Genomic DNA, 24,268 nt, shown 5'->3' on the forward strand with positions numbered 1-24,268 from the left:
TCGAAAAGGCACGCTCCGCCGGCTGGGACCCACAGCACATAGCCCTCGCAGTCGCCGCGCTCAGTTGGGAGCTGCTGGTTGATCAGCGCGATAGTATGCAACGCGATGGATGCGGCATTGAACATTAGGGTTCATCCGCTCCGCAAGACGGATTTAGGGAAGTCCTCGGTCCATGCCGGCTGGATTGCGCATACAGTTCTCCTGCTCACGCTGCTGTCGTCGGCCACATATTGCCGTGCCGAGAATGTCATCAGCGTTACAGAGACCGGTGTGAATGTCACGCGGCATGTCAGCATCGGTCTAAATAAGACGCTCATCGTTGAACTTCCTCAGGACGCTCATGACATTGTTGTTTCAGATCCAGGCGTGTCTGACGCGATAGTGCGAGCGACACGCACCATCTTTCTCTTTGGCAAAAAGGTCGGGCAAACGAATATCTTCATCCTCGATGCGAACAAGCGACCAATCGTCAATATCGATATCGCGGTTGAGAGAGACATTGCCGGGCTGGAGACGGATTTGCGTCGTTTGATACCAGATGCGGCCATCAAGGTTGAGATTATTTCCGATAATATTGTCCTCACCGGCACCGTAAGGTCGGCACAGGACTCGGCACAAGCCGCCGATCTTGCATCCGCTTTCGTCAAAGGCGGGGAGGCGACGACCCGCACCCAAAGTGCGTCGAGCGGGGGTAGTCAAGGATCCGTGGCCCTTGTTGCGGAAGATCGGCAGGAATCCAAAATCATCAACCTTCTTCGCATCGCAGCCGACGATCAGGTGATGCTCAAAATGACGATAGCGGAGGTAAAGCGAGAGATCCTGAAGCAACTGGGCTTTGACAATGAGCTAAAAAACGCTGGTGGCTCAACAATTGCCCAGCTGGGAACGGCATCGACGGATGCGACGACCGCGACCTCCGGCGGCGGCCTATCAGCCCTATTCAGCGGATCCTTCGGCAAGTATGGCCTCTCAACGACATTGAATGCGCTTGAACAAGCGAAAGTGGTTCGAACCTTGGCCGAGCCGACATTGACGGCCGTCTCGGGTCAATCGGCATCGTTTCAAGCAGGTGGCGAGGTCCTCTATTCAAACACCGACAGCGATGGCAATACGACCCAAACCCCGTACAGCTACGGCATCAGCCTCTCATTCAAGCCCATCGTCCTAACGTCCGGTCGGATCAGCCTGCAGATCTCAACCGAGGTGTCCGAACCGGTTACCTCTATATCCGGTTCATCCCCGACCTACGGCAAGCGTTCGACCAGCACCACCGTTGAACTGCCATCGGGTGGTTCGATCGCTCTGGCGGGGCTAATCCGAGATAACTTCAACAGGACCTCCAATCGGACGCCGGTCTTGAACAAGATTCCAGGGTTTGGCGCTTTGTTTCGCCAGACAAGCTTCGAGAGAAACGAGACTGAACTCGTAATTATCGCCACACCCTATTTGGTTCGCCCTGTCGCGGCAAAAGATCTGAATCGGCCTGATGACAATCTTAGCCCAGCTGATGATGCCTCTCAGGGGTTACTCGACCGGATCAACAGGCTCTACGGCAACGGCAAAACCTTGGAGCCGACAGCGCAATATCACGGCACCGTCGGCTTCATATACAAGTGACCGTTGCTGATAGTCTGACGCCCGGAGAGTCCCGGCCTGTCATTCAACCGACCTGCCTCTTCGGTCAGTGCCTTGGCATGCCAGCAGGTGAGCCCGACAAGAACACGGCTAACAAATATCGCCATTGAAGGGGTTTCCCAACGTTAAAAGCTCAGCTCCGAGGTTGGCATGACTTGGACAAACGGGACGCTCACCATCCTTTCCAAACCATCGATCTTGCTCGCGCGCCGGGCGTCCGGGGTCGCACCAGCGGGCACCATCCGTGGTCGGACGTGGCACCCCGGAGCGGTCGCACTCGTCTGCTTTTACTCAATTTTACGCAGCCTTTACGCTGCTTAACGTTGAACCCGCTACCAAGGATGGCGACGTAGTCAGGAACCCGTCCATGGACATCGAAATGAACGACGGTAAATCGCGACAGTCCCTCCTGCCGCGGCGCGGCGTAGACCATCCGCTCAGGACACGGTTGCTTTGCCTGATCGCGGGCCTGGTCGCCTCCGGCTTGTCGACGTCCACATTTGCCGAAGACAGCGCAACCGGCAGTACGTCGCTGTTTCAGGTCGGGTCCAGCATCGCCGACACAGGAACCGGATACTCGCTGTTTCGCGGACCGCAGCACGGCTCCAACGACTATTGGATTGAATGCTCTTGTTCGAACGGCGCATTGGCGGTCAGATCGTGTCCTTCCTTGAGATACAAATGCTATTGCGCAGATAAGCCCTCGATATCTTGCAGCCAATGATCTGTGCGCCCCGCAACCCATCCATGCTCGGTTCTGAGCGCTTCGGCTCAACGGTGTCCGCCAGGATGCCGGCGCCTTGCGACCTAAATCGCGTCGCTCCTTTCCCCGATGCCGGCAACGACTGCCTTCCCGCGACGTCTGTCCCCACCGGTTCCTTTCATTCGGCGTCTGGACGATTTTCGTTCGCGTATATCCGCCATGCCGATCCTGTCGGCAGCCTGGTTGGCGGGCAGAGTTCTCGGGTCGTGGACGGCGACGCCCTTTGCTTCTCCCTCCGCCCCGCCCGAGATCAAGCCGGCCTTTGGGCGATCTATTCATGCGGTGTTTCCGGCCCTGCTGCACTGCGAGGACGGAGGCGAAATCACCCACGATGGGTTCTGCGTTTGGGGATGGGGTTGCTGCAGGTCGCGAGCGAGCGCCGTCGGGAGGTTTGGGTTTGGGGCTGAGACTGGCGAGCGTTTTGGCACTGCTCCTGTCGGGTTTGGTTGGGCCAGAAGCGGCCCAACGAAAAAATTCCGATGAGGCCTCATGGAGAGTGGAAAGTGGGTTCAACCGCGCCGGATCGTTGGCCCTGGGCGCCGCTGCGCCGAGCGGACAGCTCCTCGTCGCCGCCGACGGCATAAAGGAGAAGTACGATGACTGGGGCGTTGAATGCGCGGTCGTCGACGTCGGAAAGCAATGTGCAGCGGGTCAGTTTCATGAAGATCCAAAGAGCGGTTTGGTTGCGTTCGCAATTCAGGTCTACCCTTCTGAAGAGCTGGGTACGAGGGTCCTGATCAGGATGCCGCTCGGCTTGAAGTTGTCGGACGGCGTGCGCCTCGAGCTTGATACGCAACCCTCAAAACAACATGCGGATGTTGCGACGTGCCTGCCCGATGGTTGCGTCGTTCTTCTCATCATGTCCGACGCCACCATAGACATTTTGAAAGCCGCGCAGGTGCTCACGGTCAGCGCCACTTCGTTTGCTTCAGGTGGTAAGCTGACCTTTCGCGTCTCTCTGAAGGGGTTTCCTCGTTCGCTCGAACGGCTGGAGGAACTGCGATGATCGCGACGCTCCCATGGCGGATGCCGTTCCTTACTCCCAACGGCTGACGGACTTGGGCGCATCGAACCATGGCCCAGCGCCGATCTCATGAGATACAGGGCCGCGGCGACAGCACACCATTATTCGGCAATCAAACGCTGCTTGTGACGTTTTCGAATGCAGCGGTTCCAGCAGCTTAACGTTTCTCGGCGATCTCGGGATGTTTCTGGAGGTTTCCCGCAGACGACAACGAGAATTGAAAGCCGGCAGTGGAAGAAGAAATCAATCATCGAGGTGGGCGATATGGACCATATATTAGTCGTTGATGGCGATCTGGAAATCCGCCGGCTACTGACACGTTATCTTGTCGATCAAGGTTTTCGTGTCACCGCTGTTGCATGTCGGCAGGACTGTGAGAGGTGGATCGATACCAGCACGCCTGACCTGATCGTGCTCGACGTCCTGCTTCCGGATGGTTCGGGCCTTGATATCTGCAGGAACCTGCGCGCTAGCCAGTCTCGAATCCCTGTTATTCTGCTGACCGCATTGAAGGAGGAGGTGGACCGTATCATTGGCCTGGAATTCGGAGCGGACGATTATCTTGGCAAGCCGTTCAATCCGCGAGAACTCGTGGCAAGGATCAGGGCAGTCTTGCGACGAGCCGGCGACGCTGAGGACAGTGACACCGACGTCAAGGTCTTCACTTTCGCAGAATTCATCGCTGACACAAGCACCCGGCGGGTATGCAAGTTGCGTGGCCCAGAAATTGAGTTGACCGGAGCGGAATTCGACCTGTTGGTGGTCTTTCTTGAACGACCGGGCCGACTCTTGTCACGAGACCGGCTGCTTGATCTGACACAAGGGCGCAAGAGCGAGCCTATGGACCGATCAATAGACGTCTTGATGAGCAGGCTGCGACGTAAGCTTGGTCAAACCCAAAGCGGCCCCCTTTTCCGGACGATCCGAAATGGCGGTTACCAGTTCACGCTTCCAGTCAAGGCAGGCGTGCCTGACGTGGCAGCTAGCATCGCGGTTCTCACCGGGAACGACAACGTTCGCTCCCTATGACCGCGCTGGAGTCTTTTTTCGTCTCAGCTTGCCAACGAACTGGCCGGTGGCGACCGCATCTGTCAACGGTCGAGATCGCAGGCGCTAACCGCCGGGATGACCGATTCGATGAGCGGTCCAAAAGCAGAGAAGCGGCGATAAACGCAGTTGAGGACATTCTCACTGTTATGATGTCACGTTTCGCTGCGCTGCATCGTCATCACTTACGAGAGCCTTGATTGTTGGAGAAGCGGCAATGGCTGACAGCGATGCCTCGAGCTAGCCGAGGCATTCTTGATCGCCTCGCGCGACGGCGACCTGGCGAAATTGCGGCGATACTCGCGGCCGACGTGGCGGTATACGCCGATGGCGGGGGCGAAGCCGCGACGGTCACGAACGAAGTTGTTGGAATAAGGCGGTTATGCGCCTGCATGCCGGGCTCGCGCGGCTGTTCGATCGCAGCCGTTCGCGCCTGCTGCCATGAGTTTTATGACGCCAGTCTGCGCTCCCGCGCCAATAGCCGCAAGTTCCAGTAGAAGGTCGCGCCATACACCGTGCCCCGGGGAGATCGACAAGGCTAAGGCAGCCGGGGAGGTTTTGCGCTCACGGACAATAGGCGGCGGAACGCGGCTTGACCAGCGCTGAACGCGCGCGTGGCTCTGGTGTCGCCAGGGTATGGACCGCCGGCGCAATAGTCGCTATTTGCAGGACATGCTGCGATGTTGAAAACGTCGCTGAAACATCACCGCAGATACCCAAGGCTTTTTTAAATTGAAAAAAGTGCAGCGCAGCTTTGCCGTCGAGTACAAATCAGGTCGGCGAAAACTCAACTCCAAACCGAGCTCGATCTGGGCAGACACGGATCTCAAGTCCGTTGCACAAGATATGCAGGACGAGGCAATGCCATTTATGTCATTAGCTCCTCAGGCAAGAAGCACCGGAATGCTTGTATCCGAAGAAGAACAGGCCGGGCCGTTATTGACACTGCCGATCGAGCAAGAGACAAATGCATCGGCTTTACAGGAGACCATAATGGCCGACGAAAAAGATACGACAACCAATGCTGACACGCCGGCCGCCGCGGCGCCCGATGGACTGAAGAAGGTGCGCAAACCTCGCGCCAAGAAGGTGGTGCCTGCAACCGCCTCAGCCGCCGTTTCTTTGCAACCGGCAGCGGCTTCGGATGCCAAAGCTGGAAAGCAGACGAGAGGACGCAAAGCAAAGCCTGACGAAGGGACGACGAGTGCCAAGCGTGTACCTGTCAAACGTGCTCCGAAGGCTGTGTCGATAGCGGCTGCACCGTCGGTGGCGGCAGTTGATGAGATTTCGGATCTTCTGCAGCTCGAAGAGGAAAACCAGAAACTGCGCAAGCTGCTGGCGGAGAAGCTCCGCGCTGAAAATGCCGATCTGCGAAAGCGACTCAACCTCGGTTGATCGGCAGCAGACGGTCAAGCGCTGGCCGCATTCTCATGCTTATTGAAGTGAAGATTTTGGCGGCGGTTCGTTCTGCCGCCAACGTTTTTGCTCGCAGTTTGCATACGCAGTAGAATTCGAGGTCAAATAAAATGGCGTCTCCATGGAAACTTCTTGCTGGGCTGGTGTCACGGCGACGCCAGCAGAAGCAAGAACACGGCTCGACCGATGACGTGAAGCCGGACGTATCAGCCATGGCCGAGCCGACTGAAGCGGCGGCCAACAACCGGTCGAAGGCCGCAGACCGTGCGGCCAACGAAAAGCCGGTCACCCACGAACAACACGAGGCGGTGTCGGTAGACCCGCGTCGTCATGCCGAAGAGGCGGCAAGCAGTGCTGATCACACGACAGATGTCGAAAGCGCCACGCTCGAGATAGCGGCTGATCCGGCCTCATCCGATGTGGTGGACATAGCTGCACACGCCGCGCCCAAGCCCTCGCGGACTGACGATGGTCCAGCGCGAAAGCGCAGCAGACAGGCCAGGAAAGCGGACGTCGTCGATGTCGTTTCGCGACCATCTCCACGACTTGCCATCGTTTCCGACGATGCAATCAGCCTTGAGGGAGAAATCAGGATGCTCCGGGATCAGTTGGCGAGGAAGCTTCGGCTGCAAAACGCACAACTGAGGAGGATGCTTGATCGGTTCGAACGCTGAATTGTCAATTCCCGTTGTACCCAATGGGTCCAATGCGCCTTGGCCCGGAACGGCTATGAGCTGCGTTGCTGGCGCATTGCATAAGGTCTATCGGCCCGGCCATCGAATGATCGAGCTAGCAACTGGCGTTTGATATGGCGCTCAATCCGGGTTCTGTCTGCCTTTGCCTAAAACGACTTGGTGGTCCCTCCCGTCTTTACCAGTAGCCCGCCGGACTGGGTTGGCATTGACATGCGTGAAGTCATGCTGGCCAGTCCGCCCGACCACCTTCCCACGAACATTGCCCGGCGTGGCAATAATTGCAAAAAGCCACCTCCCGTCGTCGACGACAAGTTGCCGGCCGGCAGTCGATCCCATTCTCGCGCCCATGCCCGGATGTTCGGGACGAGTATCTCGATTGGCGCGTGATGTCGTATCGCGCGCGCTTCATCCGCGAAGCTGGCGACGGGATCCGGATCGCGGATCAGCCATGTCCGCCTGCGTCAAAACCTCCCCTGCGATTGCGGCCATCGCGTCCTGCCCCGGCTTTTGGTCCTGCCAGGCTCGCGCCGCCGGCAACGGCTTTGCCGTCCTCCACTTCGTTGCGGCCCCGCGGGGTGCAGGCAGCGCTTGCCGCCTGGCTTTCGGACCGCCGTAGCAGGTCGCGATCGCCGCGACCTCGAAACGGAGGTTCCAACATGAGCAGGCAACAATCCAACCAACGATCCGATATCCACAGCCGCATCACCACCACGATCATCGCCGATCTTAAACAGGGTGTGCGGCCATGGACCAAACCCTGGACGACGGGACATGCGACAGCCAGGGTCAGCCGGCCACTGCGCCACAACGGCCAACCCTACACCGGGATCAACGTCCTGCTGCTGTGGTCCGAAGCCATCGCCAGCGGCTTTGCCTCATCACGCTGGATGACGTTCGCCAGGCCATCGAGCTCGGCGGCGCCGTGCGCAAGGGCGAAACCGGCACAACCGTCGTCTTTGCCAGTTCGTTCGTCCGCACCGAGACGACAGACACGGGCAGCGAGATCGAACAGGATGTTCCATTCCTCAAGGCCTACACGGTGTTCAACACCGATCAGATCGCCGGTCTAAAAGGCCGCTTTGACGACGGCGCACCTCACCAGGATCCGATGAGCCGCATCGGCAATGCCGGCCGCTTTTTTGCCAATACCGGCGCACTGATCCGCCACGGAGGATCGGCTGCCTATTATGCCGCTCAGCGTGATTACAACCAGATGCCATGCCTGGATGCCTTTAGGGACGATGCTTCCTATGTCGCCGTCCTCAGCCACGAGATGACGCACTGGACCGCCGCACCGCGACGGCTGGATCGCGATCTCAGCCGCTACGCGAAAGACCGGAGCGACCGCGCCCGCGAGGAGCTCATTGCCGAACTCGGCAGCGCGTTTCTCTGCGCCGATCTCGGCATCGTCCCCGAGCTCGAACCCCGCCCCGACCACGCAAGCTATCTCGATGGCTGGCTCAAGGTTCTCCACCACGACAAGCGCGCCATCTTTTCGGCGGCGGCCCATGCGCAGCGGGCGGTCGACTACCTGCATTCCTTGCAGCCGGAGCGCAACGAGGAGGAGGCGGCGTAAGCCGTCTCTTCTTCAACTGATGAAATGCTCGGATGATCAGGCCGCCCCGCGGGCCTTCCAAGCCTGCATGGTGAAAACCGACGCGCCGCTCCGTAGCCTGATCGCGCCGCCGCCGAGGCCTTGCCCAGACCGAACGGTGAGGTGGCACCAACTGCCTGCTGCACGTTCTCGCATTTTGTTCATGAGCCCCAGACCACTGACTGCTCATGCCGCTTAATCAGGTGCTTGAGGTTATCGAAGCCGGTGCGGATGTGGCGGGCGAAGTTGTCGGCGGCGGGTGTGCGGGGTGCGTCAGAACGCTTCAGCAAGCCGAGCGCGCGTTCCGAATGGGGGATGGGAACGGGCAGGGCGGTGATGGACTTTTCGTTGCGCAATGCGAAGACGACGCTGTGCGGCATGATGGTCAGCGCATCCGCCGCCTTCATGTACTGGACGACGCTCATGAGGGAGCCGCCCGAATAGCGGATCTTGACTTCGGTTGCGCCGAAGGACAGCAGCATGCTGCGCAGATCGGTGAGTAGCGGGCTGCCTGGCGGAGGCGCCACCCAAGGGAAATCGAGCAGGTGCGCCGGCTGAGGGCGCCGCTTCAACAGCAAAGGATGGGTGACCCGGCAGGCGACGACGTTGCGGCCGGGCAGGATTTGCTGAAATTCGAGGCCGGAGCCCTCGTCGAGAATATCGATCGGGCAGATGGCAAGGTCGATCTGGTCGGCATTGAGCGCGGCACGGAGGTCTGGGAAGTAACCATAGCTCTGGTCGATGCGTACGTCTGGATGCAGGTTCTGGAACTCGGCGATCATGCCGGCGATCAACGCATCCATGAAAAAAGGCGTGCCACCGACACGCACTACGCCGCTTCTGCCGGCCCGAAAGCTTTCGACGACATCGGAGGCCTTGCGCGATGCCGACAGCATCGTCTGGCCGTGATCGGCCAGCGCCCGACCCAATGACGTTGGCTGCAACGGCCGCCGCCCCTTGACGAACAGTGGCTCGCCGATGCGAGCCTCGAGCATTGCGAGCGTGCGCGAAACAGCCGGCTGCGATAGGCCGAGCAGGGCAGCTCCCTCGGTGACCCCGCCGGTCTTAACGACTGCCGCAAGCTGGACAAGGTGACGTTCGTCTATCTTCATAACGATATGATATATTAATCGCGAATAAAATCATTACCGGCACATAGCGTTTGGACTAAATTTGTCTCCACCAGCCATTGCCTTGGAGGAGACGCATGACGCCGGGTCCGATGGCGCTGAATTTCAGCGAGGCCACCTCGCATGACATCTTTGCGCAACGACTTCAGCCATCAAAGGACAACATCCTGCCGCAGGTTCTCGCCGCGGCGGTGACGCATCTTCATACCCTGATCCGCGAAGTGCGGCCCACCCAGGCGGAATGGCGCCAAGTCATCGAATTCTTGACCGACGTTGGCCATGCAAGCGACGAGCGGCGCCAGGAGTGGGTGCTCCTGTCGGATCTGCTCGGCGCTTCGACACTGGTCGAGGAGATCAATTCGCGCCGTCCGAAGACGGCCACCCCCAACACCGTGCGCGGACCGTTCTTCCGCGCCGACGTTCCGCAATTGCCGCTCGGCGGCAATATTTCGCTTGATGGTATCGGCGAGCCGCTGGAAGTTTCCGGCCGCGTGCAGGATCTCGATGGCGATCCCATCGCAAATGCCGAGATCATCACCTGGCAGGCCAATGCTCAAGGCCTCTACGAAAACCAGCAGCCGGACCTGCAGCCGGAATTCAACCTGCGCGGCGGCTTCCGCACGGATCCCGACGGACGTTTCCACTATCGGACCATCAAGCCATGCGGCTATGGCGTGCCTGACGATGGTCCCGTCGGAAAGCTTTTGCGGCGGGCGGGCTATCCGCTGCGCCGCCCCGCGCATCTTCATTTCATCATCAAGGCGCCGGACTTCGAGACGATCACCACGCATATCTATGACGGCAGCGATCCGCATCTGGCCGAAGACGCGATCTTCGCCGTCAAGCCCGAGTTGGTGCGAACCTTCGAGCAGCAGGGTAAGCGGTGGTTGTTGAAACTGACGTTCGTCATGGTCCGCGCCAGGCAGGGAGCCGATACATGAGCCGGATTTTCACCTATAGCGGCAGCCCCGCCCATATCGTCTTCGGCGAAGGCAAGAGCGCCGCCGCCGGCGAGTGGGTGGAAAAGCTCGGATGCACCAAGGCCCTCGTTCTCTCGACGCCGCAACAGAAGGCCGACGCCGAAGCGCATGCCACGCGGCTGGGCTCTCTCGCTGTCGGCGTCTTTGCCGGCGCCACTATGCACACGCCAGTCGATGTCACCGAAGAGGCGATGGAGGTGGTTTTCCAAACGCAGGCCGATTGCGTCGTTTCGCTCGGCGGCGGCTCGACCACCGGGCTTGGCAAGGCGATCGCCTATCGCACGGATCTGCATCAGATCGTCATTCCGACGACCTATGCCGGATCGGAAGTGACGCCGATCCTCGGCCAGACCGAGGCCGGGCGCAAGACGACCGTGCGCCATGCGAGCATCCTGCCAGAGGTGGTGATCTACGACCCGGCGCTGACGCTTGGCCTGCCGGTCGGCATGAGCGTCACCTCGGGCCTGAATGCCATGGCCCATGCGGTCGAGGCGCTCTACGCGCAAGACCGCAACCCGATTTCGACGCTGATGGCGGTCGAGGGGCTGCGGGCCTTCAAGACCAGCCTGCCTGATATCATCGCTAATCCCCACGAGCCCGATGCCCGTGCCGATGCACTCTACGGCGCCTGGCTTTGCGGCACCGTGCTCGGCACGGTCGGTATGGCGCTGCACCACAAGATCTGCCACACGCTGGGCGGCACTTTCGATACGCCGCACGCCGACACGCATGCGATCATGCTGCCGCACACCGCCGCCTACAATGCCGCGGCGGTGCCGGAACTTCTGGCGCCGGTCGCCGATATTTTCGGCGCCTCGGTCGGCGGCGGGCTTTGGGATTTCGCGAGACAAATCGGTTCACCGCTGGCGCTGAAGGGTCTGGGCCTGAGCGTTGCCGATCTCGATCGCGCAGCCGAGATCGCCACCGAAAATCCCTACTGGAATCCAAGGCCGATCGACCGGAAGTCCATTCGTGCCCTGCTGCAGGATGCCTGGGAGGGCAAGCGGCCGGCATAAGCTGACGACAGACATCACGCTCTCTGGGAGGAGAGGAAAATGGGAGGAGGAAACATGTTTACCCGACGCGATTTTCTGAAGACGACGGCCGCCACCGGTGCATTGGCGGCGACATCCGGGCTCGCCGCCCCCGCGATCGCGCAGGACGCCGCGATCAAGCTCGGCTATGTCAGCCCGCAGACGGGACCGCTTGCCGCCTTCGGTGAGGCCGACAAGTTCGTCATCGACAGTTTTCTGGCAGTCACCAAGTCGAAGGGTCTCAACTACGAGGTTGTCGTCAAGGACAGCCAATCCAATCCGAACCGGGCGGCGGAGGTCGCCAAGGAACTGATCGTCACCGACGAGGTGAACCTGATCCTCGTCGCCTCGACGCCGGAGACCACCAATCCGGTGGCGACCACCTGCGAGGCTGAGGAAATGCCCTGTATTTCGACGGTGGCTCCCTGGCAGCCGTGGTTCATCGGCCAGCAGGGCAATCCCGGCGACCCGACCTCCTGGAAACCATTCAACTACGCCTATCACTTCTTCTGGGGTCTCGAGGACGTCATCTCGGTCTTCACCAACATGTGGGCGCAGATCGAGACCAACAAGAAGGTTGGCGGCCTCTTCCCAAATGACGGCGACGGCAATGCCTGGGGCGACAAGGTCGTCGGCTTCCCGCCGGTGCTGGAAAAGATGGGCTACGGGCGGATCGACCCCGGCCGCTATCAGAACATGACGGATGATTTCTCGGCGCAGATCAACGCCTTCAAATCGGGCCAGTGCGAAATCATCACCGGCGTGGTGATCCCGCCTGACTTCACCACCTTCTGGAACCAGGCCAAGCAGCAGGGTTTCGCCCCGAAGATCGCCTCGATCGGCAAGGCACTGCTGTTCCCGCAGACGGTGGAGGCGCTCGGCAATGCCGGGCATAATCTGTCGTCGGAAGTCTGGTGGACGCCGAGCCATCCGTTCAAATCGTCCTTGACGGGCGAAAGTACAGCAGAGGTGGCGGCCGCCTTTACCAAGGCGACTAGCAGGCCGTGGACGCAGCCGATCGGTTTTGCCCATGCGCTGTTCGAGCTGGCGGTGGATGCGATGAAGCGGGCCGGAGATCCGACAGACGGGGATGCCGTCGCGCAGGCGATTGCCGCCACCAAGCTCGATACGCTGGTCGGGCCGATTGCTTGGGACGGCAAGGGCCTGCCGCCTTTCGCGGCCAAGAACATTGCCAAAACGCCGCTCGTCGGCGGCCAGTGGCGGTTGAAGGACGGCGGCGGCTACGATCTCGTCATCACCGACAACAAGACGGCGCCGAACATTCCGATCGGCGGCAAGATGGAAGCAATCGCCTGATTTTTTTGCGCGGGGCCTGTTCGGCCCCGCCTGTTCTCGGAGGAATGGGTTTGGCAATTCTCGAACTCGATGGGGTCTCGAAGAAATTCGGCGCATTGACGGTCGCCGAGCAGATTTCCTTTGCCGTCGGCGAAGGCGAGGCGCTTGGCATTATCGGGCCGAACGGCGCCGGCAAGTCGACGCTGTTCAATTTGATAACCGGCAATATCCCCGCCGACAGCGGAAGCATCCGCTTTCTCGGCGGCGACGTGACGCGCACGCCGCCGATGGCGCGCTGCCTGGCGGGCATGGGCCGCACCTTCCAGATCCCGCAGCCGTTCGAGAAGCTGACGGTCTTTGAAAACCTCCTGGTCGCAGGCGCTTTCGGCTCGCGGCGGCGCGAGGTCGAGGTGTCGGACCGCTGCGCCGAAATCCTGGTGGACACCGGGCTGATCGACAAGGCGAATGTTTTGGCCGGAAGCCTGTCGTTGCTGCTGCGCAAACGGCTGGAGCTCGCCCGAGCGCTGGCGACGGAACCGAAGCTGCTGCTGCTCGATGAAATCGCCGGCGGGCTGACCGAGGGCGAGTGCCGGTCGCTGGTGGCCACCATCCGCGCCATTCATGCGCGCGGCGTTGCCGTCATCTGGATCGAGCACGTGCTGCATGCGCTGAATTCCGTCGTCGAGCGGCTGCTGGTGCTGCATTTCGGCAAGGTCATCGGCATCGGCAAGCCCGACGACATCATGGCATCGCGCGACGTGCGTGAAATCTATTTGGGGATCGAGATCTGATGGCGCTGCTCGAAACCAGAGGCCTGACCGCCTCCTACGGCGATTTCCAGGCGCTGTTCGGCGTCGATATTGTGGTCGGCGCCGGCGAGACCGTCGCCATCATTGGCGCCAACGGCGCCGGCAAGACGACGCTGATGCGCTCGATCTCAGGCGTGCTCACCAATGCGGCGTCATCGATCCTTTATCGCGACGAGCCGATCGGCGCGCTGTCGGCGCCTGACATTCTGGCGCGCGGCATCGCCATGGTGCCGGAAGGGCGAAAACTCTTTCCGTCGCTGAGCGTCGAGGAAAACCTGCTGGTCGGCAATTATGGCCGCAAGGTCGATGGCCCGTGGACGCTCGAAAGCATCTTCGCGCTATTCCCAATCCTGAAGGAGCGGCGCGACAATCCGGCCACGGCGCTTTCCGGCGGGCAGCAGCAGATGGTGGCGATCGGCCGCGGGCTGATGTCCAATCCGGCGATGCTGCTCTGTGACGAGATCAGCCTTGGCCTTGCGCCCGTCGTGGTCCGCGATATCTACGCCGCCTTCCCGCGCATCCGCGAGACCGGCGCTTCGATCGTCATCGTCGAGCAGGATATCGCCCAGGCGCTGAAGGTTGCCGACCGCGTCTACTGCATGATGGAAGGGCGGGTAACGCTTTCCGGCCGCGCCGCCGACCTCAGCCGCGACGACATCCACAAGGCTTATTTCGGGACGGATCACCATGAACTGGCTTGATACCATTCTCCAGGGCGTGCTGCTCGGCGGGCTCTACGCGCTGTTTGCGGCGGGGCTCAGTCTCGTCTTCGGCATCATGCGGCTGGTCAACCTCGCCCATGGCGATCTGATCGTGCTTGCCGCCTTCCTGATCCTGGTCCTGGTGACGACGCTCGGGCTCAATCCGTTCGTTGCCGCCGCGATCGCGATGCCGTTGATGTTCGCGATCGGCTGGGGACTGCAATATTTCCTGCTCAACCGCACGCTCGGCAAGGATATCCTGCCGCCGCTGCTTGTCACTTTCGGCCTGTCGATCGTCATCCAGAACGGCCTGCTCGAAGGATTTTCGGCCGATAGCCGCCGTGTCTTTGCCGGGAGCCTAGAAAGCGCCTCCGTCAATCTCGGCCCGGTCACCGCCGGCATCATGCCGCTGATGACCTTCTTTTCCGCCGTCGCCGTCATCGTCTGTCTCAACCAGCTCATCTACCGCACCTCCGTCGGCCGCGCCTTCCGGGCGACCTCGGACGATCCGGTGACGGCAGGGCTGATGGGCATCCGGCCGCAACGTATCTTCGCCATGGCGACAGGGCTTGCCATGGTCGTGGTGACGATCGCTGCCCTCTATCTCGGGACCCGCGCCAATTTCGATCCGACGTCGGGACCGGCGCGGCTGATCTATGCCTTCGAAGCGGTGATCATCGGCGGGCTCGGCTCGCTCTGGGGCACGCTCGCCGGCGGCATCATCCTTGGCGTTGCCCAGACGGTGGGTGCCTCGATCAATCCGGAGTGGCAGATCCTTGCCGGCCACCTGGCATTCCTCGCCGTTCTCCTGTTCAAGCCGCGCGGCCTTTTCCCGCGCGCGGTGGATTGAGGTGCATCGATGACCATGGCCATTCCCTCCTTCACCGTCGAGACGCGTACCAGGGCATCGACATTGTCGGCTGTCGCGGTCGTTGCCCTTCTGCTGCTTGCCTTCGCCGCACCCTTCATCGTCTCGCGCGGCATCATCCAGGACCTTTTCTTCATCCTCACCATGCTGGTGCTGGCGCAGAACTGGAACCTGCTTGCCGGTTATGCCGGGCTGATCTCGGTCGGCCAGCAGGTCTTCGTCGGCTTTGGCGCCTATACGATGTTCGGCTGCGTCATCCTGTTCGGCGTCGACCCGGTCGTGGCCATACTGATTGCCGGCGTATTATCCGCCGCCCTCGCCATTCCCACGGCCTTCTTCACCTTCCGCCTCTACGGTCCTTATTTCGCCATCGGCACCTGGGTGGTGGCCGAGGTCGTGCGGTTGCTGCTGGCCCAGTGGAAGGCGCTCGGCGGCGGCACCGGCACCTCGTTGCCGCGGGAGGCGACCCGCGACATGATGGGCGTCGGCGCGATGCGCGACCTCTTCGGCATGAAGGCTTCCGAGGCGGGCGACACGCTGACTTATTGGCTGGCGCTGATCCTCGCCGTCGCCACAATCGGCTTCATCTATGGTCTTCTGCGCAGCAAGCAGGGTCTCGGCCTAGCCGCCGTCCGCGACAACGAGCAGGCCGCCCGCGCCGTCGGCGTCGATGCGCGGCGGATGAAGACGCTGGTCTATCTGGCGACCGCCTTCATGACAGGCATCGCCGGGGCGCTGATCTACGTGCAGAAGGCGCGCATCTCGCCGGACGCCGCCTTCTCGGTCACCGACTGGACGGCCTATGTCATCTTTATCGTCGTGATCGGCCGCATCGGCACGATCGAGGGACCGATCCTCGGCGTCATCATCTTCTTTCTCTTACAGAACCTCTTGGCCGACTACGGCTCCTGGTACCTGCTGATGCTCGGTCTTCTCGGCATCGCCATCATGCTTCTTGCGCCGCGCGGCCTCTGGGGATTGTTCTCCGAGCGCACCGGCATCCAGCTTTTCCCGGTTCGCCGCGTCCTGAAGGGCGGGCCGCTCAATCTCACGCATAGGGGAGGGCCTCATGGCTGACATTACCACCGACGTACTCATCATCGGCACCGGCCCGGCCGGCTCCGCCACCGCCGCACTGCTCTCCTCCCACGGGGTCGAGAACCTAGTGATCAACCGCTACCGCTGGCTCGCCAGCACACCGCGCGCCCACATCACCAACCAGCGCACCATGGAAGTGCTGCGCGATCTCGGTCGAGACGTGGAGGACGAGGCCTACATGTTCGCGGCCGAGCAAGACCTGATGGGCGAGAACGTGTTCTGTACCTCGCTCACCGGCGAGGAGATTGGCCGGATGAAGAGCTGGGGTAAACATCCGCTATCGCGCGCCGAGCACCAGCTGTCGTCGCCGGCTCATATGAACGATCTGCCGCAGACCTTCATGGAGCCGCTGCTGTTCAAGACGGCCTGTTCGCGCGGTAGCCAATCGCGCATGTCGACGGAATATCTGGGCCATGCGCAGGACGAGGACGGCGTCACGACAACCTGTCTCGACCGGCTGACCGGCAAGGAATTCACCGTCCGCTCGAAATATCTGGTCGGCGCCGATGGCGGCAATTCCAAGGTCGCGGAACACGCGGGCCTCACCTTCGAAGGCAAGATGGGCGTCGCCGGTTCGATGAACATCCTGTTCGAGGCCGATCTGTCGCGACTGGTCGCCCATCGTCCCTCGGTGCTCTATTGGGTGCTGCAGCCGGGTGCTGACGTTGGCGGCATCGGCATGGGGCTGGTGCGTATGGTAAGGCCCTGGAACGAATGGCTGATCGTCTGGGGTTACGATATCAACCAGCCGCCTCCTTCGGTGGATGAAGCGCATGCGAAGAAGGTCGTGCGCGACCTGGTCGGCGATCCGGATCTCGAGATGACCATCAAGTCGGTCTCGACCTGGACCGTCAACAACATGTACGCCACGTCAATGTCCAATGGCCGCGTCTTTTGCATGGGCGACGCCACCCACCGCCATCCGCCGTCAAACGGGCTCGGCTCGAACACCTCGATCCAGGATGCATTCAACCTCGCCTGGAAGCTCGCCTTCGTCCTGAAGGGGGCCGCAGGCCCGAAACTTCTCGATAGTTATCAGGCCGAGCGGGCGCCCGTCGCCAAGCAGATCGTCACCCGGGCCAACAAGTCGATCGAGGAGTTCGGGCCGATCTTCAAGGCGCTGGGGCTGCTCGATTCCATCGACCCGGTGAAGATGCAGGAGAACATGGACGCCCGCTGCAACAACACTGTCGCGGCCGAGGAGCAACGGGCCGCGATCCGCAAGGCGATCGCCGACAAGGTCTACGAGTTCGATTGCCATGGCGTCGAGATGAACCAGCGCTACCGATCGGGCGCGATCGTAACGGATGAGCAGGCGGAACCGGCCTTCGCCCGGGATCCGGAACTGCACTGCCAGCAGACGAGCTGGCCCGGCGCAAGGCTGCCGCATGCCTGGGTGTATTCTGCGACAGGCGAAAAGCTGTCGACGCTCGACCTTGCCGGACATGGGAAGTTTACCGTGCTGACCGGCATTGGCGGACAGGGTTGGATCGAGGCCGCCCGAACCCTTGGAAAGGAATTGGGCATCGATATCGCCGCACATCTGATCGGTCCACGTCAGCCCTGGCAGGACTTTGCCGGCGACTGGGCGAACATGCGCGAAATCCGAGACAGCGGCGTCCTCCTCGTGCGTCCCGACCATCATGTCGCCTGGCGAAGTGAAGCGATCGTCGACGATCCGTCAGCCGAACTGCGGCGCGTGCTGACCAGCGTTTTGGGGAGATAGGGCGATGATTGATGCACATGAAAAGGGTTTCTTCACGGAAGAGAACTCCGTTGAGGTGGTCACGAGCCGCAACGCCACCACCAAGGACCAGCGCCTGAAGCGCGTGATGGAGGTCGTGACACGCAAGCTGCATGAGGCGGTGAAGGAGCTTGAGCCGACGCAGGACGAATGGATGGAGGCAATTCTCTTTCTGACCCGCACAGGACATACATGCAACGAATGGCGACAGGAATTTATCCTGCTGTCGGACGTGCTCGGCGTGTCGATGCTGGTCGACGCCATTAATAACCGCAAGCCCTCAGGCGCCTCCGAAAGCACTGTTCTTGGCCCGTTTCACGTTGCCGACGCGCCGGAACTGCCGATGGGCACCAATATCTGCCTCGATCACAAGGGCGAGGACATGGTGATCGGCGGCAGCATCCGTAGCACGGATGGCAGACCGATTGCCGGCGCTGTCATCGACGTCTGGCAGGCCAACGACGAAGGCTTCTACGACGTGCAGCAGAAGGGGATCCAACCAGACTTCAACCTTCGCGGCATCTTTCGCACCGGCGCGGATGGCCGCTATTGGTTTCGCGCAGTCAAGCCCAAGTATTACCCGATCCCGGACGATGGACCGGTCGGCAAGCTGCTCGGCGCGCTCGGTCGTCACCCCTACAGGCCCGCTCACCTGCACTACATCATCAAGGCCGACGGCTTCGAGACGCTCACGACGCACATCTTTGATCCGGACGATCCGTACATCCACTCCGACGCCGTCTTTGGCGTGAAGGAGAGCTTGCTTGCCAAGTTCCAGCACGTCGAGGATTCGGTACGCGCTGACGAGCTTGGTTTCTCTGGCAAGTTCTGGCAGATAGAGCACGATTTCGTGCTGGCTCGGCCCGAGGAGTAGCATGCTCGCCAGCCGGCGTTCTGACGAAGAAGGCCGTGATAGCCGATGCAATGGAGATGATCTCCCCGGATGGGAAGGCGGCTCGAATTCCGCCGGTCATAGCCGCAGGGGACGCCAGCCAACGCGGCATTTGAGCCGGTCTTTTCGGTGGCATGCGCCCAAACAAAATGCAAGCCGATATGACGCATATAGTTCCATAACGTTGATTACGCCACAAACTATTTAGCCGGCTACTTAAATTGAGGTGCGCCTTGTCGGTTTACGTCGATGACGCCATGCATTCGGGGTTCGCCTTGGGTCCAAGAGCAACCTTTGACTAGCTGACCGCGACGAAGGCGTTCAGCGATGGGCAGCCTCCTGGCATCGACGGCCGTCATCCGTGCCTCGGCCGTTTTGCGTGCGAGCAAGTGGACTGGGTAAGCGGCGCGGCGGTCGAACGCTTCCCCGGTTGGGCCGATCGGTGGCCACTGCTTTGGGGCTGCCTGACTTCGACGATAGACGGCTTGGCGTGACGCATGGATTCTCCGGGCGGCGAACCAGGCTCGGCAAGTCACGTCGATAACAAGGGCAACTGCCCGGTCGGCCGAACTCGTCGCAACCGAATTCGACGCCATGACTTGAGGACAGAGCGCAGGCTTGCCGCTGCAGCTGTTTCGGTACGGAATGCCCTGACGCGGGCCCCCATGCTCAAGTACCTCCCATTGCTGTCGTAGGCCGCTCCTCCGCGGGCTCGATGAGGCATGTCTGACCGGAGACCGGCTGCGCCTCGATCGTCTTCCCGCAACGGCAATTTGCAGATTTCTTACCCCGGACGTCACGTCCTCCTCTCCCGCTAACAAATCTGCGTCTTGCCGCCCTCCATTTCATTTTGGCCTTATCAGGTGCGGTCCGATCGTCACCGGTCTTTGCGACAGCCATCGAGGCCGCGATGGGCGCGGCCCGATACACACGAAAGGAACATGAACATGGCTACCATCGGCATCTTCACCGCAAACGAAAACGGCTTCACCGGCTCGATCCGCACTCTCGCTCTCAACGTCAAGGCCCGCATCGCCCGCGTCGAAAATCCGTCCGACAAGGGTCCGCACTTCCGTATCTACGCTGGCAACGTCGAGCTTGGTGCGGCCTGGCAGAAGCGTTCCAGCGAGAGCGACCGCGACTACCTCTCGGTCAAGCTGGACGACCCGAGCTTCCCGGCCCCGATCTACGCGACGCTTTCGGAGGTCGAAGGCGAGGACGGCTACCAGTTGATCTGGTCCCGCCAAAACCGAGACTGAGATCCCGCTGGCCCCGCCGCTTGAGGCGGGGCCAGCGGCCCGCTTTGAGAAAGCCGACAATAGGCCTCGATGCCGCCCACGACCTTTAGGTCGGATATCAGTGATGCGCGCGTTTAAAAGGAAAACATCATGCAGCAATTCGCCAACTCCCTACCGCGACTGGCCGATATCGTTCCTCATCTAGATCGGCGCGGCATTCTCGAGACCAACGCGCCATCAGGGGCCCGTTTCGGCGGTCGTCGTGACGCTGAAGGACCGAGGCGATCGGATCATCGCTGCAAATACCGGAGAGTTGATCTTGGCCGATAGCCCCGGGCACGTTTTTGTTTCACCAGGGCGAGGAACAGGCGAACCGCTTCCTCCTCCCGCTCGAAGACGTGCTGTTTTTCCTGCCCATGCTGGCCGATGCGTCCCCATCGCCGGATCAGGCAGACCTCTCCAAACATTGTCTGCCCGACTTCCATGGCGTAGTAGCGCGCCATGTTCTTTGCCGCATCCGCGCGTTCGATATAGAGATGGTAGGGCTGTGCAATCATGCTGCCATGATCGCCAAACAGTATCGCGACGTCCAACGACACATTTGAATCAGTCACATGCGACCGATTCAATTTCGTGATGGATGGCAACCGGGCCAGGCGCCAATCGTACCGCGACCGAAGCCCGCAGGCGGTCTTCGCCGATTCCGGTCGCGATCCTCTCGCAACGTAATACAGACGGCGCACGAAGAGGTCGCGTCGAGCTTACCGAACCGTCTTGTGGCCAGCAAAGCTGGCAGGCGGTCGCGTCCTTTCAGGACGCGGTTCTATCTCTCTGACCGCCCATTGTGCACCCGCCGCTCCGGCGTCAAGGACATCACGGCCCCGCCAATTTTCCGCACCGCAGGCGGCACAGAAAATCGGTTCCTCCGCTCGCCGCCTGGCGGCCGCGTACGCGGTCCCTGACCCCTCGCAAGCTACGGTGCAGGCCCCTTTCGTCAGAAAACGAAAAGGAGACTTTGATGACAAGGCGTGAAATCAATCCCATGGATGGAGGAGCCCCCAAGCTGCGGCCTCAACAGTCGGACTTGCTTGAAAATTTGCGTCATAATTTCGATGCGGAAGTCCATCTTCCCTTCGATATCCCACGCGAGTTTCTGTCGGCGGCGCTACTCTTTGCGATCGACAACAAGGTGGATTTCGGCTTGTTCCATGAGGACCACCGGATCATCATCGCATATTTCGGCGGCGACGAAATTTATCTTCCGTCCCGGTGGTCCGATAAGCGCTGGCATATCGGTGTCGAGGACAGAGAGACGTTCTTCGATCCCGCGGATTGAGACCCAGACCAGAGGCGGCAGCCGCCTCTGGTCTTTAGCTTGCCTTATGACCCGGTCCGGCCGGATCGACCGACCGGCCCGGCTGTGAAAGGGGGGCTGCGCCGCCCCTCTCAATCTCACCCCATGAAGGAAGTGCAAGCCCCTCCTTCAAACTTCCTCCCATGAGGAAAGAGGACGGTTCCCTCCTCCCTTTCCCCAAACCCCTATTCCTCTCCCGTCGGGTGGAGGTACTGCCAACTGGCGATCACCGCCGCCCAGACGACGAGTGTCGGAATACCCCGCTGCAAGCGGCCCGACGACCACGGTCTCACCGTTTTCCTGAACGGCGTTACGGTGTTCGTCGCCAGTCGATTTCCCCTAGATCCCGGTAGACGCTACACCCGACGTAGCTTCATCGGTGTTTGCGAGATTTATCGCATTCGAACGCTCCTTCCTGCCGCTGTCCGGTGAATGAAACCGGTTCTCGCCGACGCAAGCCTTCATATCGTCACGACGGAACCAGATCGCACGACCGCATCGAAGCGGCGCATTGCCTGCCGTGAAGACGATCTGCTCGTCGGCCCGCATGCGCAGAACTTCGTGCGGCTGGATGAGCGGTCTGGCGGCAAGCTGTTTCGAGCGCGTGCGCGATGAACCCTTCGACTGGACACTGCGACTGACCTGATCGATCTCGACCGTCGTCATGCCGCAGCGTCGCGAGATGTAGTCGGCCGTTTCCGGATCGTTGATGGCAGCAAACGAGATCCAGCTCGCACTCTCAAACCATTTGCTCGCCGCGTCGCGGCCGCCATAGGTTTCTCGCATCTGGCCGATCGACTGGTAAATCATTGTCAGCGTGATGCCGTATTTTCGGCCGGCGTCACGAGCCGTCTCCAGAATCCGCATGTAGCCCAGGCGTGCCACCTCGTCCAAAAGGAACAGCGCCCTGCCCTTCAATGCTCCATCACGATTGTAGATCGCGTTCAGGAAGGACCCGATGATGACGCGAGCAAGACCCGAATGCGTCTCCAGCGTCTTCAGGTCGATGTTGATGAAGACATCCGTGTTTCCCGCGGAAATGTCGTTGGTCGAAAAATTCGACTCCGAGACAAGCGCCGCATAATTCGGATAGGACAGCCAGTGCGTCTCCTTCACCGCATTCGCGTAAACCCCGCTAAACGTTTCTGGCGTCATGTTGACGAAGGCGGCGACGTTCTCCTTTACGAAGTCGGATCTCGAATTGTCGTAGATCGACTGCAGTCGCGCGCGCAGCTTCGGTTCGGGCTCGGACAGATTCTTGCGGACTTGGCGAAGTGTCTGGTCGTTCTCTTCGGTGCGGCCGGATAGACAGACGTCGGCGATCAATGCGGTCAACAGCTGCAGCGCCGATGCGCGAAAGAAATCGTCGCGCACGCCGCGAGCACCGCCGCTGTCGCTCATGATCCATGAGGCAACGGCGGCAATATCCTCTTCCTTCGTGCGGCCATGAAGCCCGATCCAGTCCAGCGCATTGAAGCCCGTGTCGGCGGTTCTTGGATCGAGGATGCGGACGTCGCGTCCGGCGTTTGTCCGATGCCCGATCACCATGGGCGCGACTTCGTTTGACGGATCCAACAAGACCAATGTACCGCCCCATTTAAGCGCGGTCGGGATCGTCACCGACGTCGTCTTGAAACCGCCTGAGCCGGCAAAGACGATGCCGTGCGAGGATCCGAACGAGCCGTCGAAGCAGAGAAGCGGCGACTTGCCGCCGGCGCCCCACGTCTCCACGCAATCCGCCCTGAACGACCGCATCGCCGTTATGTCCTGGTCGACGCGGTAGCGCTCGCCGACGACGATGCCGCCGGTATCCGGAAAGAGCTTTCCGGCCTCCGTCGATTTCATCCACTCGGCTTCTCCATGCAGTGCGCGCCTTCCTCGAATACGGCGCGGCTCGGAGCGCGCGAACGCCGCGTTGCCGACAAGTGCTACGCGAAGTGCAAAGCCGGCCGACGTCAGCGCCGCCCCTGCCCCGATCATCGTTGCCGGGTCTGCATAGGAGAGCGCCGATCGAACTGCCGGAAAATGGTCGAAAATTGCGGCAAGTCGCACGGTCTCACGCAGCGCGGCGATCACGATCGTCGCACTGCTACCGCCGACAACACCCCATCCGGCGAGCTTGATGTTCGTTGAGCCGGCGCTCGCAAACAGAAAGATGATGCCGGCGGCGGCTGACGCGATATAGGGCAAGGCGATTCCCATCCGACCGAGGGTCAGCCGCGCTGTCTCGGTTTTCCCGAATTCGGAAAACCATTGTTCGATACCCGTCATGCCGATGGTGACGAGCATCATCAGTGCTATGGGCACGCTGACCAGCGCGATCTTATTCGCCGTCATTGCCAAAGGCCTCCGATCCGATCGCCGTGAGCCGAGATCGCTCATCCTCATCGCTCCTGATGCGTCGTGCTGTTTCGATCAGCGCCCCGAGCAGCAGCGCGCGCTTTTCGTATCGTAGGCCCGCCTTGACGATCAGTCCGCCAAGTTCGATCTTCTCGCGTGTGTCCTTCCTGCGGGCGTCGAATGTCTTCGTCCTCGCCATCCGTTCAAGCCTCGCTATCGCCGCCCGCAGCCGTGCCAGACGCGACCGGTGTGGCTTGTGCACCTTTGCGACCATGCTCGTTTGCCCCTTTTCCTTCGGCGGGAACGACTTCGCCCCTGCGAAACCGTTCGGCCAGGTGCTCAAACGCCGCCTGCAGCTCGTTTTCGTCAGTCTCGATCTCGCCAAGGCCAGCCTTGAGCGCGATCCGCCCGATCCGCTCCGCTTCGCGGGTCTCGGCGGTTTTAAGTTGCTCTTGCAGTTTGGCAATTTCGTCGCGGATTTTCGAGGAGTGTTTCTTCATTCCAGATGGTCCCGTGTCTGCCGTTTCGTCTTCGAACGTTTGTGAGGTTCCTCCAGACCGACCTGCCAATCTACCGACACTAATGCGGGTAGGCGCAACCTGCACTTCCG

At 60.9% G+C, this 24,268-nt stretch carries 22 protein-coding genes and 1 pseudogene; 18 read left to right on the forward strand and 5 right to left on the reverse strand.

Going from position 1 to position 24,268, the window contains the following annotated elements; genetic code table 11:
* Window positions 1-105: 105 nt before the first annotated feature.
* The 7 genes and pseudogenes from AC2444_RS36130 to AC2444_RS36160 all read left to right on the forward strand — a co-directional run bounded on the left by AC2444_RS36130 (window position 106) and on the right by AC2444_RS36160 (window position 8,156).
* A complete protein-coding gene (locus AC2444_RS36130; RefSeq protein WP_128450143.1) occupies window positions 106-1,617 on the forward strand; it encodes a type II and III secretion system protein family protein in 1,512 nt (503 codons plus the stop codon).
* A 385-nt stretch (window positions 1,618-2,002) separates the two neighbouring features.
* Window positions 2,003-2,359: a hypothetical protein gene (locus AC2444_RS36135; protein WP_128406538.1), complete on the forward strand. Its 357-nt coding sequence runs from the start codon at window positions 2,003-2,005 to the stop codon at window positions 2,357-2,359.
* A 460-nt stretch (window positions 2,360-2,819) separates the two neighbouring features.
* Window positions 2,820-3,404, forward strand: coding sequence for an invasion associated locus B family protein (locus AC2444_RS36140; RefSeq protein ID WP_245461292.1), 585 nt, complete (start codon window positions 2,820-2,822; stop codon window positions 3,402-3,404).
* Between the two features lie 282 nt (window positions 3,405-3,686).
* Window positions 3,687-4,451, forward strand: coding sequence for a response regulator (locus tag AC2444_RS36145; RefSeq protein ID WP_003554601.1), 765 nt, complete (start codon window positions 3,687-3,689; stop codon window positions 4,449-4,451).
* A 750-nt stretch (window positions 4,452-5,201) separates the two neighbouring features.
* On the forward strand, window positions 5,202-5,864 hold the full coding sequence (locus AC2444_RS36150; protein ID WP_128450121.1) for a transcriptional regulator: 663 nt from the start codon (window positions 5,202-5,204) through the stop codon (window positions 5,862-5,864).
* Window positions 5,865-5,995: 131 nt separating this feature from the next.
* The gene (locus tag AC2444_RS36155) at window positions 5,996-6,559 is read left to right on the forward strand and encodes a hypothetical protein (protein ID WP_128450122.1); all 564 of its coding nucleotides are present in this window, start codon (window positions 5,996-5,998) and stop codon (window positions 6,557-6,559) included.
* Window positions 6,560-7,236: 677 nt separating this feature from the next.
* A pseudogene (locus tag AC2444_RS36160) lies at window positions 7,237-8,156 on the forward strand (ArdC family protein).
* Between the two features lie 179 nt (window positions 8,157-8,335).
* Here AC2444_RS36160 and AC2444_RS36165 read toward each other — a convergent pair.
* Complete coding sequence (locus AC2444_RS36165; protein ID WP_003554594.1) at window positions 8,336-9,286, reverse strand: LysR family transcriptional regulator; 951 nt, start codon at window positions 9,284-9,286, stop codon at window positions 8,336-8,338.
* A gap of 95 nt (window positions 9,287-9,381) precedes the next feature.
* On the opposite strand from AC2444_RS36165, the gene AC2444_RS36170 reads away from it, so the two are divergent.
* The 10 genes from AC2444_RS36170 (at window position 9,382) to AC2444_RS36215 (ending at window position 19,985) form a co-directional block, all read left to right on the forward strand.
* Window positions 9,382-10,245, forward strand: coding sequence for a dioxygenase family protein (locus AC2444_RS36170; protein ID WP_017997480.1), 864 nt, complete (start codon window positions 9,382-9,384; stop codon window positions 10,243-10,245).
* Window positions 10,242-11,300, forward strand: a complete 1,059-nt coding sequence (locus AC2444_RS36175) for a maleylacetate reductase (RefSeq protein WP_128439429.1) — start codon at window positions 10,242-10,244, stop codon at window positions 11,298-11,300. The genes AC2444_RS36170 and AC2444_RS36175 overlap by 4 nt, the downstream gene beginning before the upstream one ends.
* Window positions 11,301-11,354: 54 nt before the next feature.
* Window positions 11,355-12,635 (forward strand): ABC transporter substrate-binding protein, encoded by a 1,281-nt coding sequence (locus AC2444_RS36180; protein WP_128450123.1) that lies wholly within the window; start codon window positions 11,355-11,357, stop codon window positions 12,633-12,635.
* Between the two features lie 50 nt (window positions 12,636-12,685).
* A complete protein-coding gene (locus tag AC2444_RS36185; RefSeq protein ID WP_128439431.1) occupies window positions 12,686-13,405 on the forward strand; it encodes an ABC transporter ATP-binding protein in 720 nt (239 codons plus the stop codon).
* Entirely contained in the window at window positions 13,405-14,124 is a 720-nt protein-coding gene (locus AC2444_RS36190) for an ABC transporter ATP-binding protein (protein WP_128439432.1), read from the forward strand. Before AC2444_RS36185 ends, AC2444_RS36190 begins: the two co-directional genes overlap by 1 nt.
* Window positions 14,111-14,974 carry a branched-chain amino acid ABC transporter permease gene (locus AC2444_RS36195; RefSeq protein WP_128439433.1) on the forward strand — a complete coding sequence of 288 codons (864 nt, stop codon included), beginning with the start codon at window positions 14,111-14,113 and terminating at the stop codon, window positions 14,972-14,974. Before AC2444_RS36190 ends, AC2444_RS36195 begins: the two co-directional genes overlap by 14 nt.
* 9 nt (window positions 14,975-14,983) lie before the next feature.
* Window positions 14,984-16,069 carry a branched-chain amino acid ABC transporter permease gene (locus AC2444_RS36200; RefSeq protein WP_128450124.1) on the forward strand — a complete coding sequence of 362 codons (1,086 nt, stop codon included), beginning with the start codon at window positions 14,984-14,986 and terminating at the stop codon, window positions 16,067-16,069.
* Window positions 16,062-17,816 carry an FAD-dependent oxidoreductase gene (locus AC2444_RS36205; RefSeq protein WP_012760289.1) on the forward strand — a complete coding sequence of 585 codons (1,755 nt, stop codon included), beginning with the start codon at window positions 16,062-16,064 and terminating at the stop codon, window positions 17,814-17,816. The genes AC2444_RS36200 and AC2444_RS36205 overlap by 8 nt, the downstream gene beginning before the upstream one ends.
* A 7-nt stretch (window positions 17,817-17,823) precedes the next feature.
* A complete protein-coding gene (locus AC2444_RS36210; RefSeq protein WP_164902805.1) occupies window positions 17,824-18,708 on the forward strand; it encodes an intradiol ring-cleavage dioxygenase in 885 nt (294 codons plus the stop codon).
* Window positions 18,709-19,673: 965 nt separating this feature from the next.
* Window positions 19,674-19,985 (forward strand): DUF736 domain-containing protein, encoded by a 312-nt coding sequence (locus tag AC2444_RS36215; protein ID WP_012760275.1) that lies wholly within the window; start codon window positions 19,674-19,676, stop codon window positions 19,983-19,985.
* Window positions 19,986-20,254: 269 nt separating this feature from the next.
* On the opposite strand, the gene AC2444_RS36220 is transcribed toward AC2444_RS36215, so the two are convergent.
* Window positions 20,255-20,521 carry a WGR domain-containing protein gene (locus tag AC2444_RS36220; protein WP_012760274.1) on the reverse strand — a complete coding sequence of 89 codons (267 nt, stop codon included), beginning with the start codon at window positions 20,519-20,521 and terminating at the stop codon, window positions 20,255-20,257.
* Between the two features lie 461 nt (window positions 20,522-20,982).
* Between AC2444_RS36220 and AC2444_RS36225 the strand changes: the two genes are divergently transcribed.
* Window positions 20,983-21,300 (forward strand): hypothetical protein, encoded by a 318-nt coding sequence (locus AC2444_RS36225; RefSeq protein ID WP_012760273.1) that lies wholly within the window; start codon window positions 20,983-20,985, stop codon window positions 21,298-21,300.
* A gap of 357 nt (window positions 21,301-21,657) precedes the next feature.
* Here AC2444_RS36225 and traG read toward each other — a convergent pair whose 3' ends face one another.
* The 3 genes from traG to traC are packed head-to-tail and all read right to left on the reverse strand — an operon-like array spanning window position 21,658 to window position 24,158.
* Window positions 21,658-23,655 carry a Ti-type conjugative transfer system protein TraG gene (gene traG, locus AC2444_RS36230; RefSeq protein ID WP_012760272.1) on the reverse strand — a complete coding sequence of 666 codons (1,998 nt, stop codon included), beginning with the start codon at window positions 23,653-23,655 and terminating at the stop codon, window positions 21,658-21,660.
* Window positions 23,642-23,857 (reverse strand): type IV conjugative transfer system coupling protein TraD, encoded by a 216-nt coding sequence (gene traD, locus AC2444_RS36235; RefSeq protein WP_012760271.1) that lies wholly within the window; start codon window positions 23,855-23,857, stop codon window positions 23,642-23,644. Before traD ends, traG begins: the two co-directional genes overlap by 14 nt.
* A 4-nt stretch (window positions 23,858-23,861) precedes the next feature.
* Entirely contained in the window at window positions 23,862-24,158 is a 297-nt protein-coding gene (gene traC, locus AC2444_RS36240; protein ID WP_012760270.1) for a conjugal transfer protein TraC, read from the reverse strand.
* Between the last annotated feature and the right edge of the window lie 110 nt (window positions 24,159-24,268).

This window comes from Rhizobium sp. WSM1328, from assembly GCF_057653715.1.